Source organism: Pseudomonas sp. URMO17WK12:I12, assembly GCF_000514395.1.
GTDB lineage: Bacteria > Pseudomonadota > Gammaproteobacteria > Pseudomonadales > Pseudomonadaceae > Aquipseudomonas > Aquipseudomonas mucoides.
The window spans coordinates 15821-31938 of the sequence record NZ_AZVV01000019.1; the positions used below are offsets into that span (position 1 = coordinate 15821).

Genomic DNA, 16118 nt, shown 5'->3' on the forward strand with positions numbered 1-16118 from the left:
ATCATGAATATGCCTGTAAGCAAAACCGCCGTCGCCAAGGCGCCGGAACAACCGAAAACCGCGATCTCGGCCCTCTGGCGCCCGGCGCTGGTGCAAGCCTTCGTCAAGCTCGATCCACGGCAATTGCAGCGTGCGCCGGTGATGCTGGTGGTCGAACTGACTGCCATTCTGACCACCGTGCTGTGCTTCATTCCCGACAACGCCGTGCCGACGTTTGTCGCCGCGCAAATCGCTTTGTGGCTGTGGTTCACCGTGCTATTCGCCAACTTCGCTGAAGCCCTGGCTGAAGGTCGCGGCAAGGCCCGCGCCGACAGCCTCAAGGCCGGCAGCGAAGGCTTGAGCGCCCGCCGTAAAACCAGTAACGGCACCTTTCAAGTGGTACCGGCCACGAGCCTGCGCAAAGGTGATGTGGTGCGCGTTGAAGCCGGGGAAATGATCCCCGGTGACGGCGAAGTGATTGAAGGCATCGCGGCGGTCAACGAAGCGGCGATTACCGGTGAATCCGCGCCGGTGATTCGTGAGTCCGGGGGAGATCGCTCGGCCGTCACCGGCAACACCCGACTGGTGTCCGACTGGTTGCTGGTGAAGATCACCGCCAACCCTGGCGAATCGACACTGGACCGCATGATCGCCCTGGTCGAAGGCGCCAAACGCCAGAAAACCCCGAACGAAGTGGCGCTCGACATCCTGTTGATCGGCCTGACGCTGATCTTCCTGCTGGTGGTCGTGACCCTGCAGCCGTTCGCCCACTTTGCCAATGGCAGCTTGCCGCTGGTGTTCCTGGTGGCGTTGTTGGTCACGCTGATCCCGACCACCATTGGCGGTTTGCTGTCCGCCATTGGTATCGCCGGGATGGACCGTCTGGTGCGCTTGAACGTGATCGCCAAGTCCGGCCGTGCCGTGGAAGCAGCGGGGGACGTACACGTCCTGTTGCTGGACAAGACCGGCACCATCACCTTCGGTAACCGTCGCTGCACCGCGGTGCATCCGGCGCCGGGCGTCACCGCCAAGGAACTGGCCGAGGGCGCATTGTTTGCCTCGCTGGCCGATGACACGGCTGAAGGCAAATCCATCGTCGAGTACCTGCGCGGCACTCAGCCACAACCAGAACCCGCCGCCGAGTTGCTGACAGCGGTTCCGTTCAGCGCTGAAACCCGTCTGTCCGGTGTCGACTATCAGGGCCGCGTGTATCGCAAAGGCGCGGTGGATTCGTTGCTGGTCTTCGTCGGCCTGAAACGCGCTGACCTGGCCGCGCCGCTGTCCCGGGAAATCGACAAGATTGCCCAAAGCGGCGGCACCCCGTTGCTGGTCTGCGCCGACGGCAAACTGCTCGGTGTGATTCACCTCAAGGACGTGGTCAAGCCTGGCATCCGCGAGCGTTTCGCCGAGCTGCGCAAATTGGGGATTCGCACGGTCATGGTGACCGGCGACAACCCGCTGACCGCCGCTGCGATTGCGGCCGAAGCGGGCGTCGACGACGTGCTGGCCGAAGCCACCCCAGAGAAAAAACTGGCGCGCATCCGTCACGAGCAAAACGACGGTCGCCTGGTTGCCATGTGCGGCGACGGCGCCAACGACGCCCCGGCATTGGCCCAGGCGGACGTCGGTATGGCGATGAATGACGGCACCCAAGCGGCGCGCGAAGCGGCCAACATGGTCGACCTCGACAGCGACCCGACCAAACTGCTGGACGTGGTGCAGATCGGCAAGGAATTGCTGGTGACCCGCGGCGCGTTGACGACCTTTTCCATCGCCAACGACGTGGCCAAATACTTCGCGATTTTGCCGGCGTTGTTCGCCTCGATTTATCCGCAACTGGGCGTGCTGAACGTCATGCACCTGACCAGTCCGCAGAGCGCGATTCTCTCGGCCATCGTGTTCAACGCCTTGATCATCGTCGTGCTGATTCCACTGGCCTTGCGTGGCGTGCGGGTGCAAGCGGCGAGTGCGGCGGCGTTGCTGCGACGCAATCTGCTGATCTATGGATTGGGCGGGATTGTGGTGCCGTTCGTGGGCATCAAGGCAATCGACATGCTGTTGACGGCGTTGCATCTGGTTTGACGCCATCGTCGGAACGCCGCCCCGGAACAAGCTCGCGCTCACCGGGGAATGCGGTGCTTTTGTAGGCGTGAGCCTGCTCGCGATGAAAGCACCTCGGTGCACCTGATCGAACCCTGTATGTGTTATCCGAATTCGAGGATTTTGAAATGTCCACAATGATACGTCCGGCCTTGAGCCTGTTGGTCCTGATGACCCTGATCACCGGCGTCGCTTACCCGTTGGTGGTCACCGGTGTCGCCCAGGTTGCGTTCCCGGATCAAGCCAATGGCAGCCTGGTGCACGACGCCGACGGCAAGGTCCGTGGCTCGTCGCTGATTGCCCAGGATTTTGTCGGTGACGCCTGGTTCCATCCACGCCCCTCCGCCGGTGCGTTTGCCACCGTGTCGAGCAGCGCAAGTAACCTGTCACCGAGCAACCCGGCGTTGGCCACACGAGTGATCGACGATGCCAACAAACTGCTGGTGCCGGGTCAGGGGCCTGTGCCATTGGCCATGCTGACCACCTCCGGCAGTGGCCTCGATCCACACTTGCCACCGGCCGCGATTGCCTATCAACTGGCGCGTGTTGCCGCTGCGCGTAATCTGCCGGTGTCTACGCTGCAACAACTGCTGGACGCGCACATTGAACAACCATTGGTGGGACCGCCGGTGGTGAATGTGCTGGCGCTTAACATCGCACTGGAAAAGCTGTAAGAGATGATCGTTCCCACACGCTGCGTGGTAACGCATCAATGGACGCTTAGCGTCCGCTTTAAGCAGGGACGCGGAGCGTCCCGGGCTGCATTTCCACGCAGAGCGTGGGAACGATCAATTAGAGAGAGCTTCAAGCATGAGTGATTCCGGCCGCGCCGACGCGTTGTTAGCAGACTTGCCCCGCGATGGCCGTGGCCGGCTCAAGGTTTTCCTCGGCGCCGCGCCCGGTGTCGGCAAAACCTACGCCATGCTGCAAGCCGCTCATACCCAGCTGCGCCAGGGCGTCAAAGTCATTGCCGGCGTGGTCGAAACCCATGGCCGCGCCGAAACTGAAGCGCTGCTCGGCGGCTTGCCGCAACAGCCGTTGGTGCGCTCGGAATACCGGGGCGTGATGCTCGAAGAAATGGACCTGGACGGTCTGCTCGCGGCCAAGCCGAAACTGGTGCTGGTCGATGAACTGGCCCACAGCAACGCCCCCGGCAGCCGCCATACCAAACGCTGGCAAGACATCCAGGAATTGCTCGCCGCCGGCATTGATGTCTACACCACGGTCAACGTCCAGCACCTGGAAAGTCTCAACGATCAAGTGCGCGGCATCACCGGTGTGCAGGTGCGTGAAACCCTGCCGGACTGGGTGCTGCAAGAAGCCTACGAACTGCTGCTGATCGACCTGCCACCAAGGGAATTGCTTGAGCGTCTGCGCGACGGCAAGGTCTACGTGCCGGAGCAGGCGCGGGCGGCCATCGACGCGTTTTTCACCCAGACCAACCTGACCGCCCTGCGCGAAATGGCGATGCAAACCGCTGCCGCGCAGGTCGACAATGACCTGGCCCAGGGGTATCGCCAACTCGGTCAAGCAGCGCCAGCGGTACGTGGTCGTTTGTTGGTGGGGGTCGATGGCGATGCGCAGGCCGAGCGCTTGGTGCGTCACGCCAGTCGCGTTGCCCAGCGCCGGCATTTGCCATGGAGCCTGGTGCATGTCGACAATGGCAGCGTGCGTGACGAGCAATCGCGCCTGCGCCTGCAAAGTGCCCAGCAATTGGCCGAACGCCTCGGTGGCGAAGTGGTGTTGCTGCGTGCCGGTGAAGTCGCGAAGACCCTGATCCAGCACGCCGCCGAACGCCGCGCCAGTCTGGTGCTGGTCGGCCAGTCCCGGCAGCGGTTGCGTCGGCGCTTGTTCGGTGGGGGCTTGGCGTCACGCCTGCTGCGCGATGCGCGCGGGCTGGAAATCAACGTCCTCGACAGCGATGATTTACCGCAACAACCGCGCCAGCGTTCGGCACAATCGCTGGTGTGGTTTGACTACGTGCTGGCACTGGTGGCGACCGTTTTGGCCAGTGCGTTGGCCTGGGGCGTGGCGAGTATTTTGCCGCTGCCCAACATCTCGCTGGTGTTTCTCGCCGCTGTTCTGCTGGTGGCGGTGCGCAGCAGCCTCGGCCCGGCGCTGGCCTGTGCGGCGCTTTCATTTCTGACCTACGACTTTTTGTTCATTCCGCCGAATTTTTCTTTCGCCATCCAGCGCGAAGAAGACGTGCTGACCTTGCTGTTCTTCCTGCTGATGGCGGCGCTCACCGGCAACCTCGCGGCGCGGCAACGTCGGCAATTGCAGGCACTGCGTGACACCCAGGAAGAGACCACCGAACTGCTCGACCTGTCGCGCAAACTGACGGCCGCCACTGATCGCCAAGCCGTGATCAGCGCCGCTGCCCAGCACCTCAACGGCTGGAGTGACTTGCAGCTGTGCCTGCTCAATCAAGACGGGCAGGGTGGCTGGAAAGTCGAAACTGGCGGTCCGATAGAGTTCTCCGAAGCTGAACGCGCTGCCGCCGATTGGGCCTGGCAACACGATCAACCCGCTGGTGCAGGCACCGGAACATTGCCAATGGGGCGTTGGTGGTGGTGGCCGTTATCGGTGGAAGACGGGCCGTTGGCATTGATGGGCGTGTGCGCCAAAGAAGGCCAGACCTTAAGCGGTCAGCGTCGGCGTTTGTTGACCGCATTGAGCCAACCGCTGGCCCAGGCGTTGGCTCGCGCGCAACTGGCCGAAGACCTCGAAGCGGCGCGACTGCACGGCGAAACCGAGCAACTGCGTAGCGCACTGTTGGCGTCGGTGTCCCACGACCTGCGCACGCCGCTGACGTCCATGCGCGGCAGCATCGACAGCCTGTTGGCCCTCGGTGAAGCCATTCCGCTGGAGGATCGCAAGGAGTTGCTCGAAGGCACGCGTGACGAAGCCGAGCGGCTGGATCGCTACATCCAGAACCTGCTGGACATGACCCGCCTCGGTCACGGCGCGCTGAAGCTGGCGCGTGATTGGGTGTCGCCGGCCGATATCGTCGGCAGTTCACTCAATCGACTGCGCGCCGTGCTGGCGCCGTTGCAAGTCAGCACCGACGTGCCGCCGGAGTTGCCGCTGCTGTATGTCCACGCGGCGCTGATCGAGCAGGCGCTGGTCAACGTGCTGGAAAACGCCGCGCGATTCTCACCGGCACATGGGCGTCTGCAATTGCGCGCCGGTGTCGAGGATGGCGAGCTGTTTTTCTCGGTGGGTGATGAGGGGCCGGGTATTCCGGAGGAGGAACGGGCGAAGATTTTCGACATGTTCTACACCGCCGCGCGCGGTGATCGGGGCGGGCAGGGCACCGGGCTGGGGCTGGCGATCTGTCAGGGCATGGTCGGTGCGCATGGCGGACGGATCAGCGTCGCTGACGGCATTGAGGGACGCGGAACGTGCATTACGCTTCACTTGCCCTTGCAGGAACAACCCGCCTTTGAAAGTGAGCGCTGAAGTGAAGCCTGATACCCTTTGGACATCTCCATGCCGCGATCAGAAACCATGAGCCAGACCGCGACCATTTTGGTCATCGACGACGAACCGCAAATCCGCAAATTCCTGCGCATCAGTCTGGTCTCCCAAGGCTACAAAGTGCTGGAGGCCGGCACCGGCACCGAAGGCCTGGCGCAAGCGGCGCTGAACAAACCGGACTTGCTGGTGCTCGACCTCGGTTTACCCGACATGGACGGCCAGCAAGTGCTGCGCGAGTTTCGTGAATGGTCGACGGTGCCCGTGCTGGTGCTGTCGGTGCGTGCGAGCGAAGGGCAAAAAGTCGAAGCACTTGATGGCGGCGCCAATGACTACGTGACCAAGCCCTTTGGCATTCAGGAGTTTCTGGCGCGGGTGCGTGCTTTGTTGCGCCAGGCGCCAGTCGGTGAAGCCCAGCAGGCGGCGTTGACGTTTGGGCCGTTGACCGTGGACCTGGCTTATCGGCGGGTGCTGCTCGAGGGCGTCGAAGTGGCGCTCACACGCAAGGAATACGCGGTGCTGGCGCAACTGGCGCGGCATCCGGGACGGGTGATTACCCAGCAGCAACTGCTCAAGGATATCTGGGGGCCGACCCATACCGAGGACAGTCATTACCTGCGGATTGTGGTGGGGCATTTGCGCCAGAAGCTGGTGGATGATCCGACTCAGCCGCGGTTTATCGTGACGGAGGCGGGGGTCGGGTATCGGTTGCTTGATACTTGAACGTTCCTGCGTGGTAACGCATCCCGTGACGCTCCGCGTCACGATCTCAACAGCGGACACAGGGCGTCCATGGCGGTATTCCCACGCAGCGCGTGGGAACGATCTCAGGGCTCACGCTCATTCTCATACCGATCCAGCGTATCCCGAGCAATCTCGCGTCCCAACGCGATCAACTCCGGCGCCTTGTAAAACTCGAAAAACCGGCAAACCCTTTTCGGCACGTTGATCAGGATGTCCGGCGGATACCCGGCAATCTTGTACTGCGCCAGCGACGTCTGCATCACCTCGAAACTCTGGTTGATCAGGTCCAGCAAAGACGCCGGCCCAACGTTATCGATGATGAACGAACCGGTGGCCGACTTCGGCGCGCCTTCGCGCTCGGGAGCGGCGGCAGGTTGCTGGGCTTCGGGTTCGGCGGATTCGATCCAGGGGTTGATGTCAGCCGCTTCTGCCATCAACGCTTCCTTCTCCAGCAGCAGCAATTGTTCGGCCTGTTTGCGCCGGAACGGCAACTTCGAACCCAGTGAGTTGATCAGGCTGTCGAAACGACTCTTGAACGCTGCCGGTCGCTGGATCACCGGCAATTGATAGTGGCGCTGGTTGGTGGAGTTGAGGTTGACTGCGATGATCAGGTCGCAATGACTCGACACCACTGGCACGATTGGCAAAGGGTTGAGAATGCCGCCATCCACCAGCATCCGGTTGCCCTGCATCACCGGAGTGAAGAGGCTGGGGATCGCCGCCGAGGCGCGCATGGCCTGATGCAGACAACCTTCCTGGAACCAGATTTCCTGCTGGTTGGTCAGGTCCGTGGCCACGGCTGTGTAGGGAATGCGCAAGTCCTCGATATTGATCTCGCCGACGATCTTGCGGATCTGCCCAAAGACCTTCTCACCGCGAATCGCGCCAAGCCGAAAGCTGACGTCCACCAGGCGCAACACGTCGAGGTAATCCAGGCTTTCGATCCAGCTGCGATACTCGTCAAGTTTGCCCGCCGCATAAATTCCGCCAACCACCGCTCCCATGGAACAACCGGCAATGCAGGCGATGTCGTAACCGCGCCGTTCGAGCTCTTCAATGACACCGATATGGGCATAACCTCGGGCTCCGCCTGAGCCCAGTACCAGTGCGATACGCTTTTTCATGAATCGCCCTCGTCTGACAAGGTTCAACAATGCACCCATCAAGGGGCGGGCTTCAATCGCCATGGTCGCTCGACAGGCCTATGGCGTCGTTTTTTCGACACTCCATGGCGGCACTTGGCTATTCTTGCTCACGCTATAGTGAGTTTGCTTCGAGCGGCCAAGGCACTTTTCCCGCGCCGGGCCGTCTTACCTGCACGACTGTTGACCTATCTTGAGGTGGTATTGATGAAAGCCTGGATTTGCGTACCTTTGATTGCGCTGGCGCTCGCCGGTTGTGCCGGCAAAACGGCTTACCGCGAAAGCTGCGGCAGCCAGATTGACGCCGCGTGGCATGAGCTAGACTTGGCCAAGGCCGAAGGTTTCGCCGGGACAGTCAGCTATTCCAAGGCCCTGTCGTTACTGACAGGCGCCAAGACCCAGCAACAATTCGAAGCCTACGAAGGCTGCACCAGCAAAGCCGAGAAAGCGCGCTTCTATATTCGGGAGTCGCGTGCAGGCCGTTGAGGCATGACGCGGGTAAAAAGGGACACTCGATTCAGGGAGTAAGCGATGTCTGATTTGGTTGATCGGTTGGTGGCCCATGTCCTGGGCCTTGAAGTCCGCTTGTTGGCCTGTCAGGCGCGTTTGACTGCCCGCACTGACCCTGAAGCGTTGCACGACCTGCGCACCACGGTTCGCCGTTTGCGCAGCCTCTTGCGCCCCTTGCGCGGCCTGCCCGGTGTCGAGCAGGTGGAAGCGGCGGCGTCCCGGGTCGGCGAGCTGACTACGCCGTTGCGTGATCGCGAAGTGCTGGCGGCGTACCTGCTCGAGCACGGTCAACCCGAAGCCGCCCACCGGCGCATGGCGCTGATGGCCGAGGCGTATCCAGCGGTGGCGGCCAGTCCCGAGCTGGCGCAGTTGCTAATGATCTTCGATGCCTTTCCACGTTTTTTGCGCGCGTCCCAGCGCCAGGGTTTGCTCAAGGGGCTGCGCAAGCGCATTGAAAAACGCTTGGGCAAACAATGGAAGAAACTCGACGTTGCCCTGCACGACCCGGCCCACGACCGTCATCGCTTGCGCCTGTTGATCAAGCGTGTGCGCTACGGCATCGAGGCCTATCCCGAGCTGGACCGCTTGCCGAAGGCTGCCTTGACCCGATTGAAATCGGCACAGGGGGCTTTGGGTGATTGGCACGACAGTTGGCAATGGCTGGCCAGGGCGCAAGAAGAGGCGGACTTGCAGCCTTGTGTCGCGGTCTGGAAAACCACCATGGCTAACGCTGAAGCCCGCGCCGACCGTGTCCTCGACAAACTCAGCGCCCGCTGCTTCAAATCCTGAAAACCGCGCAAATCAAATGTAGGCGTGAGCCTGCTCGCGATGAGGCCGTGACATTCAACAGTGATGTTGGCTGTCATGCCGCTTTCGCGAGCAGGCTCACTCCTACAGGGTTTTGTGTTGAGTATGGAATCTAGTATGCGGCTCTTCTGTCAGTACTTTTGGCCGGAACAGGTGCTGTATCCCCATCGCTGGCTGGTTAAGATCTTCCTCTCCTTTTCCCGTTTCCGAGGTCTTCATGCGCTTTTGCGATCTGCTCGACGCCGTCCGCCAGCAACCGCTGGAGCTGTCTATTCCAGCCGGATGGGCGCAGGGGCGGGCCAGTTTTGGTGGTCTGGTGGCGGCATTGCAATACGAAGCCATGCGCGCAAAAGTCCCGGCAGACCGGCCGGTGCGTTCGCTGGCGATCACCTTTGTCGGCCCCGTCGAGCCTGAAGTGCCGGTCAGCTTTGAAGTCGATGTCTTGCGCGAAGGCAAAGCCGTCAGCCAGGTGCTGGGCCGGGCGATGCAGAAGGGGCAAGTGGTGACGTTGATTCAGGGCAGCTTCGGTGCCTCGCGGCCTTCCGAAGTGGCGATCACGGCTGAACCTGCTCCGGAAATGAAGCACTGGGACGAGTGTCAGGAATTGCCCTTCATCCCCGGCGTGATTCCGGAGTTCATGCGCCATCTGGCAATGCGCTGGGCCGTCGGCGGCATGCCGTTTACCGGCAACTCTTCCCGTCAAATGGGCGGTTGGGTGCGGTTACGTGGGGATGTGAAGGAAGAGGCCGTCACCGAGTCGCATATCCTCGCGCTGGTGGATGCCTGGCCGCCGTCCTTGCTGCCGCACCTGAAAAAAACCGCGATGGGCAGCACGCTGACCTGGACCATCGAATTCGTTCAGCCGTTGCTGGAACTGAGCACGCTGGACTGGTGCAAATACCTGGTCGAAACCGAGCATGCCGCAGACGGCTACGGTCATGCGGCCGCGAAGTTGTGGAGCGCGGACGGCCGGTTGATCGCCATGAGCCGGCAGACGGTAACGATTTTCGCCTGATCAGTGCCGACGATGGCGCTCACGCCAGGCGCGCCACCAGCCGCCGCTGAGGAAAAACCGTGGGAAGGTCAGGAATTGCTCGACCAGCAAGCGTGACACTGCATCTTTGCGATCACTGAACGGTTCGGAGGCTTGCGCCTCCAGGCTGTGACCGTGACGTTGCAGACCCAGCGCAGCGAGCAGGCCGATCACGCCGATGGCGATGTTCAACAGGCTCAGGCTGAACACCCCGGACACAATCAGCAGAAACGCGACAATGAACAGTGGTACGGCAATCAGGTGCAGCACCAGGTTGGTCGGGTGCTGGTGATTGTTCGGGTACGCTCGCCATTGCCAGGCGGGTAGGTTGGGGTGACGTTTGCCCATGTTGAAACTCCTCAATCCGTGTTGACCGTATGATTGAAGAATAGGCGGGGGGAGGGTGGTCGGCGAATCGAGGTTGGCTATGGGGGTGATAGGTGGGGATTGATGTTGACCGGGCTGACGCCATCGCGAGCAGGCTCACTCCTACATTTAATCGCATTCATCTGTTAAAACGCGGTCACTGTGGGAGCGAGCTTGCTCGCGATGGGGCCCTTACAGCCTGAGCTGCCCGATCGCCTTGCTCAACTCCCCAGCCAACGCTGCCAGCTCATGACTGGTCGTCGCAGAGTTAATGGTCTGCTGCACAGTGTTCTCGGTCACATCGCGAATACTCACCACCGCCCGATTCATCTCCTCTGCCACCTGGCTCTGCTGCTCGGCCGCCACCGCAATCTGCGTATTGCTTTCACGCATCTGCGCCACGGCGCTGGTGATTTCGGCCAGCGCGGCGCCAGCTTCTTGAGCCTGCTTCACGCAATCATCAGCCTTGAAGGAGCTTTCCTGCATGAAGTCCACCGCGTCCCGGGTCCCGGCCTGCAAGGCGGAGACCATCAGGGTGATCTCGTCGGTAGAGGTCTGCACGCGCTTGGCCAGGTTGCGCACCTCATCGGCCACCACTGCAAAGCCCCGACCCATTTCGCCCGCCCGTGCCGCTTCGATGGCCGCATTCAGGGCCAGCAGATTGGTCTGCTCGGCAATGCTATGAATCACCCCGACTACGCCGTTTATTTTCTGACTGTCCTCGGCCAGGCGCTGAATCATCTCCGCCGTCTGCTGCACACCGCTGGACAACCCGGCAATCGACTTCTGCACGCGACACACCACTTGCTGCCCACTGCCCGCCAGCTTGTCTGCCGTTTGCGAGAGGTCGCGGGTGGCGCCGGCGTGCTGGGCGATGTGATAGACGGTGGCGGTCATTTCATTGATTGCCGTGGCGGCCTGATCGGTTTCGCTTTGCTGGCCGAGCATGCCGTGGCGCACTTCGTTCATGCTCGAAGCCAGGCGCGCAGCACCGACATCCAGTTGCCGGGCCGTGCTGGCGACGGTGTTGACCACTCGCTGGTATCCGGCCTGCATCGCGTTGAAGGCGTTGGCCATCTGCCCGACTTCATCCTGGCAGGCCAGCGGCACACGGGCCGACAGGTCGCCGGTTTTTTCGACGTGGAGCATCACGTCTTTCAAGGTGTTGAGCTGACTCAGCAGGAAGCGGATCAACAGCTGCGATGCGCCCAACATCGCCAGCATCAAGATAAATACAGCCACCGCGTACTGGGCGAAACGTTCGCTGAAGACTTGACTCAGGCTCGGGCCAAAAGCGATCACCGCGACTTGCTGCCCGTCGGGGCGGGTGAACACCTCGGCACCCATCAACGGGTTGTCACCGAGCAGCGGCATCGGGTGGATCTCGACCCAGCCGTGGCTGTCCGTCAGTTCCAGGAGTGGCTGACCGTTCAACAATGGCGCCTGTCCGCGTCCGAAGGTCAGCAGGTTGTCGGCCTTGGGCAGCGGTTGCCCGACGGGCCAGGCACTGAGCAATCGCGCCTGTGCCTGGGCAGCCCCCTGCGCGGCGTGACTGCGGACTTGTTGTTCGAGTTGCACGGCGTACAGCACCAGCAACAGGGTGGTGAAGAAAGCGACCGCGTTGACCGCCCAGAATTTGTATTTCAGCGAGATGTTGCTAAGCCAGGCACCCATGGAGGTCTTCTCTGATAGCGGAAACAGCATTGGCAAGGTGCCAGCATTGTGCCGCTATCGAAGATTCTGAATTTGATGTGGATCAACATGCACCACAGTCCCCCTGCAGGAGTGAGCCTGCTCGCGATGGCGTTCTGTTGAGACATCAATGTTGAAAGTGCTGGCGCTATCGCGAGCAGGCTCGCTCCAACAGGGGATCGGTGATTACTGGGGGATTGTGGGCAAGCCGAAAAACGCTCGTGCACAGGCAGTGGTGTGATCAGCCAGATCCTCCAGCGTCTCCCCACGATGCAACGCCACTTCCCGCAACACTTCAGTTAAATACGCCGGCTCGTTGCGCCCGTTTTTCGGCTTCGGCCGCAAGCTGCGTGGCAGCAGATACGGTGCATCGCTTTCCAGCATCAAACGTCCGCGTTTGATCTCCTTCACCAACGGATGCAGATGCGTGCCCCGGCGTTCGTCGCAGATCCAGCCGGTGATGCCGATGTGCAAATCAAGATCGAGGTAGCTGAACAGGGCTTTCTTTTCGCCGGTGAAGCAATGCACCACGGCGGCCGGCAATTGATCACGGTAGTCGCGCAGGATTTCCAGCAGTCGCTGACTGGCATCGCGCTCATGCAGGAACACTGGCAACTGCAACTCGACCGCCATCGCCATGTGCTCTTCGAGGACCTTTTCCTGTTGCGGGCGTGGCGAGAAGTCACGATTGAAATCCAGCCCGCATTCACCCACGGCCACCACGTTCGGTTCCTTGAGCAAACTGCGCAAACGCTGGGCGCTGTCAGTGTTCCAGTCGCTGGCCGCGTGCGGGTGAATGCCCGCGGTGGCGAACAGGCGTTGAGCGCTTTTGTCCAAGTGTTGGCACAGTTCCAAAGCCTGTTCGCTGCCCTCGACACTGGTGCCGGTCAGGACCAATTGGCAAACCCCTGCGGCGTACGCGCGGTCGAGTACGGCCTGGTGTTTGTCGGCAAAACTGGGGTTGGTCAGGTTGACGCCGATATCGATGAGTTGCATGGTGCTACCTCGGACCAAAGGCCGGAAAGCATATCAGAGCTGTAGATTTATAAGAAAAGCCAAGAACTACAACGAGTTGAAGCTGTCTCTTGATGCCGCGAGACAGGCCCGGGTGGTCATTGTGCCATCACTGTGCCAGTCTTTCGCACTTTGCCAGCGCTCATGGCGCTCTGTTTCTGACGTTCGATTTCGAGATTTTTTTGGAAATCGGCCCAGTATTCTTTCCGGAGAGTGGATGACACGTCCCTCGATTTTGCTACTGCTGTGCTGTTCGTTGCTGCTGCCGATGCCGGCGGTCGCGCGTCTGGCCGGGCCGCTGCAAGCCGTGCCGGCGGCCAAGGTGCGCGATCTGGCAGAAATTCGCAGTAGCCGCGTGTTGCGGGTGCTGGTCAATCAGAGCCGCAACAGCTCCGGCGAAGTCCAGGGCCAGGCCATCGGCGTCGAATACCACCGCTTGCGCGCCTTCGAGCAATACCTCAACGGCCACGCCCGCGACGGTCAGGAAGTCACCCTCAAGATCATTCCCAAAGCCAAGGATCAACTACTCGGCGCGTTGCAGCGCGGGGAAGGGGATCTGGTCGCGCCCGGGGAGTTGCTCGATTTGCAGCCTGGCCACGCAGTCAGCAGCAGCGAACCGATCGCCAGCAACATCCCGTTGGTGCTGGTGGGGATCAAGGGCGAACGGCGTTACACCCGGGTCGAACAACTCTCGGGCAAGACCCTGGCGTTGCCCACCGGCAGCGCGGCCGGCGATGCCGTGAGCCAGATCAATTCAAGACTCGCACTGCACAAGTTGGCGCCGATAAAGATCGAGTGGGTCGATCCGAGTCTGGCCGTCGAAGACGTGCTGGAAATGGTTCAGGGCGGGATCTTTCACCTGACCATCGTCGAGCAACCGATTGCCGAGCGCTGGGGCAAGATCCTGCCAAAATTGCGCTTCGACAAGCAGTTGTTGATCAGTGATCCAGGCGAAGAATTCTGGTTTGTGCGCCGTGATGCCTCGATGCTGCGGGCGAGCATTGATCGTTTTCTGACGACGTACAAGAAACCCTCGGACCAGGACGTAGCGTTTCTGCGGATTTATCGGCGGCTGTACCAAGTGCACTATCCACTGGCAAAGGCCGACCGTCAGCGCCTGGAAAAACTGCGACCGGTGCTGCAGAAACACGCCGATGCCCAAGGCATGGACTGGTTGAACCTGGCGGCGCTGGCGTTCAAGGAGTCGGCGCTGCAACCCAGCGCCCGCAACGGTGGTGGCCCCACCGGCCTGATGCAAATCACCCCCTCTGCCGCCCAGCGGGTGGGGGTCAACAACATTCAGGACCTCGACGCCAACGTGCAGGCCGGGGCCAAGTACCTGGCCATGATCCGCCGCAAGTTCTTCTCCAGCCCCAAGCTCAACGAACGTGAGCGCATGGCGTTCGTACTGGCGGCCTACAACATTGGCCCGGAGCGGGTTCAGGGTATGCGCGCCGAAGCCCGACGGCGTGGCCTGAATCCCAATCAGTGGTTCTTCCAGGTCGAGCGCATTGCCATGGAGCAGGTGGGGATGGGGCCCGTCAGCTATGTTAATAGCGTGAATAAGTATTACTTGGCGTTCGATCGTGAGAGGGAGTCATTGGAGCCACAGGGACAAAAAGTGGCCTCTCGTAAATAATCAACTAAACTGATTGTTATGTCGCAATTATTGCGCTTTTCACATTTGTTTTATCGATTAATATGGTGCCCAACGAACACACACTCACAATGGATGACACAGCATGAGCTCACTGATCAACAAGGTACTGTTTACCCGCGCCGGTTTCGGCCTGACCGCGATACGGATTGTCGTCGGGATCATCTTCGCAGCTCATGGCGCGCAGAAGCTCTTCGGTATGTTTGGTGGCTACGGCATTGCCGGCACCGCGCAGTACATGGAAAGCCTGGGCCTGGCACCGGGTCACCTGATGGCGATTCTGGCCGGTGGTACCGAATTCTTCGGTGGTCTGGCGTTGATCATCGGTCTGCTGACACGTCCGGCAGCACTGGGCCTGACCTTCCTCTCGCTGGTCGCGATTTTCTCGGTGCACATCCATAACGGCCTGTTCATGGCCAACAACGGTTATGAATTCGCCCTGGCTTTGCTTGGCGGCAGCATCGCGGTACTGATCGAAGGTGCCGGCAAGCTGTCGCTGGACCGCGCCATTACCGACTGACCGCTCTGGCTCAACGAAAAGGCCCGCATTGCGCGGGCCTTTTTTGTTGCGCGTCATTCTTGACACTGTCCGGTCAGCTTCTCTAGGATGTTGCCCATGCGCCGATTTAAACAGCTACTTGCGGGGCGCCAGGTGACTCATTCAGTTGCCGATAGAAGCTTGAAACAGGCTTCGAAATACCGCTAAAGCGCTGGTTCGGTGTTGCCTCTCACCTGCCATGCAGAATTTTGAGGCAGAGACACGACTCGATGAACGCACTTAGCCCTGTAGTACGTCCCGCGCCGATCACGGCACACCTTACCCAGCGCAATCCAAAAATCCTGCTTGGCGGTAAACATCAGCCGACGCTCCTGCGTTACCTCGATGGCTGGCCACGTCGTACCGGCGGGCCTGCAGCCTTCCTGATCCAGTTTGTCGAAGACGGCGAATCGCTGGCTCGATTTGCCAGCGACAGCTTTGACCTTGCGGTGATTCAATCACCGAGCCTCGAAGACGCGCCGGAAGTGATAAAACAACTGACCCGCGTTGCCCGACAGGGGCTGATTACCCGTCGCTAAGGCTCAGAGATACTCAATCGCCACGATGTACACGCATTGCTCACCGGTCGGCGTCTGGACCCGAACTTCGGCGTCCAGCGCCTTGCCGATCAGCGCGCGGGCGAGCGGTGAATCGATACTGATCAGCCCCAGCTTCAGGTCCAGCTCATCCGGGCCGACAATGCGATAGCGCGACTCTTTGCCGTCTTCGTCTTCAATCGTGACCCACGCCCCGAAATAGACCTTGTTCGGATCGCTGGGCTTTTCGCTGACCACTTTCAACGCTTCCAGCCGTTTGGTGAGAAAGCGCACACGGCTGTCGATTTCGCGCAGCATTTTTTTGCCGTAGGTGTATTCCGCGTTCTCGGAACGATCACCCTGCGCCGCCGCCTCGCTCACCGACTGCGTCACTTGCGGTCGCCGTACATGCCAAAGCTCATGAAACTCCGCCCGCATCCGCGCTTCACCTTCGGGGGTGATCAGCGCGGTGCCTGCGGGGCGGGGTGGACGATAACGGCTCATGGCAACTTCTTGTATTTGA

The 16118-nt window shown here is 60.9% G+C and carries 15 protein-coding genes; 10 read left to right on the forward strand and 5 right to left on the reverse strand.

Annotated elements, in window-relative coordinates; all coding sequences use genetic code 11:
- Positions 1-3: 3 nt before the first annotated feature.
- From kdpB to D882_RS0124575, 4 genes are all read left to right on the forward strand, one after another.
- A complete protein-coding gene (gene kdpB, locus D882_RS0124560; protein ID WP_027925686.1) occupies positions 4-2061 on the forward strand; it encodes a potassium-transporting ATPase subunit KdpB in 2058 nt (685 codons plus the stop codon).
- 146 nt (positions 2062-2207) lie between these two features.
- Positions 2208-2753, forward strand: coding sequence for a potassium-transporting ATPase subunit KdpC (gene kdpC / locus D882_RS0124565; RefSeq protein WP_027925687.1), 546 nt, complete (start codon positions 2208-2210; stop codon positions 2751-2753).
- A 136-nt stretch (positions 2754-2889) separates the two neighbouring features.
- The gene (locus D882_RS0124570; RefSeq protein WP_027925688.1) at positions 2890-5541 is read left to right on the forward strand and encodes a sensor histidine kinase KdpD; all 2652 of its coding nucleotides are present in this window, start codon (positions 2890-2892) and stop codon (positions 5539-5541) included.
- Between the two features lie 48 nt (positions 5542-5589).
- Positions 5590-6279: a response regulator gene (locus D882_RS0124575; protein WP_027925689.1), complete on the forward strand. Its 690-nt coding sequence runs from the start codon at positions 5590-5592 to the stop codon at positions 6277-6279.
- A gap of 104 nt (positions 6280-6383) precedes the next feature.
- Here the strand turns inward: D882_RS0124575 and D882_RS0124580 are convergent, their stop codons facing one another.
- Positions 6384-7424, reverse strand: coding sequence for a patatin-like phospholipase family protein (locus tag D882_RS0124580; RefSeq protein ID WP_027925690.1), 1041 nt, complete (start codon positions 7422-7424; stop codon positions 6384-6386).
- A 225-nt stretch (positions 7425-7649) separates the two neighbouring features.
- Here D882_RS0124580 and D882_RS0124585 point away from each other — a divergent pair, with 225 nt between their 5' ends.
- From D882_RS0124585 to D882_RS0124595, 3 genes are all read left to right on the forward strand, one after another.
- On the forward strand, positions 7650-7928 hold the full coding sequence (locus D882_RS0124585) for a hypothetical protein (RefSeq protein WP_027925691.1): 279 nt from the start codon (positions 7650-7652) through the stop codon (positions 7926-7928).
- A gap of 45 nt (positions 7929-7973) precedes the next feature.
- The gene (locus D882_RS0124590) at positions 7974-8741 is read left to right on the forward strand and encodes a CHAD domain-containing protein (RefSeq protein WP_027925692.1); all 768 of its coding nucleotides are present in this window, start codon (positions 7974-7976) and stop codon (positions 8739-8741) included.
- Between the two features lie 235 nt (positions 8742-8976).
- Positions 8977-9774, forward strand: coding sequence for an acyl-CoA thioesterase II (locus D882_RS0124595; protein ID WP_027925693.1), 798 nt, complete (start codon positions 8977-8979; stop codon positions 9772-9774).
- On the opposite strand, the gene D882_RS0124600 is transcribed toward D882_RS0124595, so the two are convergent.
- From D882_RS0124600 to D882_RS0124610, 3 genes are all read right to left on the reverse strand, one after another.
- Positions 9775-10140: an Mpo1-like protein gene (locus D882_RS0124600; RefSeq protein WP_027925694.1), complete on the reverse strand. Its 366-nt coding sequence runs from the start codon at positions 10138-10140 to the stop codon at positions 9775-9777.
- Between the two features lie 210 nt (positions 10141-10350).
- Entirely contained in the window at positions 10351-11832 is a 1482-nt protein-coding gene (locus D882_RS0124605) for a methyl-accepting chemotaxis protein (protein ID WP_027925695.1), read from the reverse strand.
- A 204-nt stretch (positions 11833-12036) separates the two neighbouring features.
- Entirely contained in the window at positions 12037-12846 is an 810-nt protein-coding gene (locus D882_RS0124610) for a TatD family hydrolase (protein WP_027925696.1), read from the reverse strand.
- Between the two features lie 235 nt (positions 12847-13081).
- On the opposite strand from D882_RS0124610, the gene D882_RS0124615 reads away from it, so the two are divergent.
- The 3 genes from D882_RS0124615 to D882_RS0124625 all read left to right on the forward strand — a co-directional run bounded on the left by D882_RS0124615 (position 13082) and on the right by D882_RS0124625 (position 15598).
- Positions 13082-14503, forward strand: a complete 1422-nt coding sequence (locus tag D882_RS0124615) for a transglycosylase SLT domain-containing protein (protein WP_027925697.1) — start codon at positions 13082-13084, stop codon at positions 14501-14503.
- Positions 14504-14606: 103 nt separating this feature from the next.
- Entirely contained in the window at positions 14607-15041 is a 435-nt protein-coding gene (locus D882_RS0124620; RefSeq protein WP_027925698.1) for a DoxX family protein, read from the forward strand.
- Positions 15042-15289: 248 nt separating this feature from the next.
- Positions 15290-15598 (forward strand): hypothetical protein, encoded by a 309-nt coding sequence (locus D882_RS0124625; RefSeq protein ID WP_027925699.1) that lies wholly within the window; start codon positions 15290-15292, stop codon positions 15596-15598.
- Between the two features lie 3 nt (positions 15599-15601).
- Here the strand turns inward: D882_RS0124625 and greB are convergent, their stop codons facing one another.
- On the reverse strand, positions 15602-16099 hold the full coding sequence (greB, locus tag D882_RS0124630) for a transcription elongation factor GreB (RefSeq protein WP_007943614.1): 498 nt from the start codon (positions 16097-16099) through the stop codon (positions 15602-15604).
- Positions 16100-16118 lie beyond the last annotated feature (19 nt).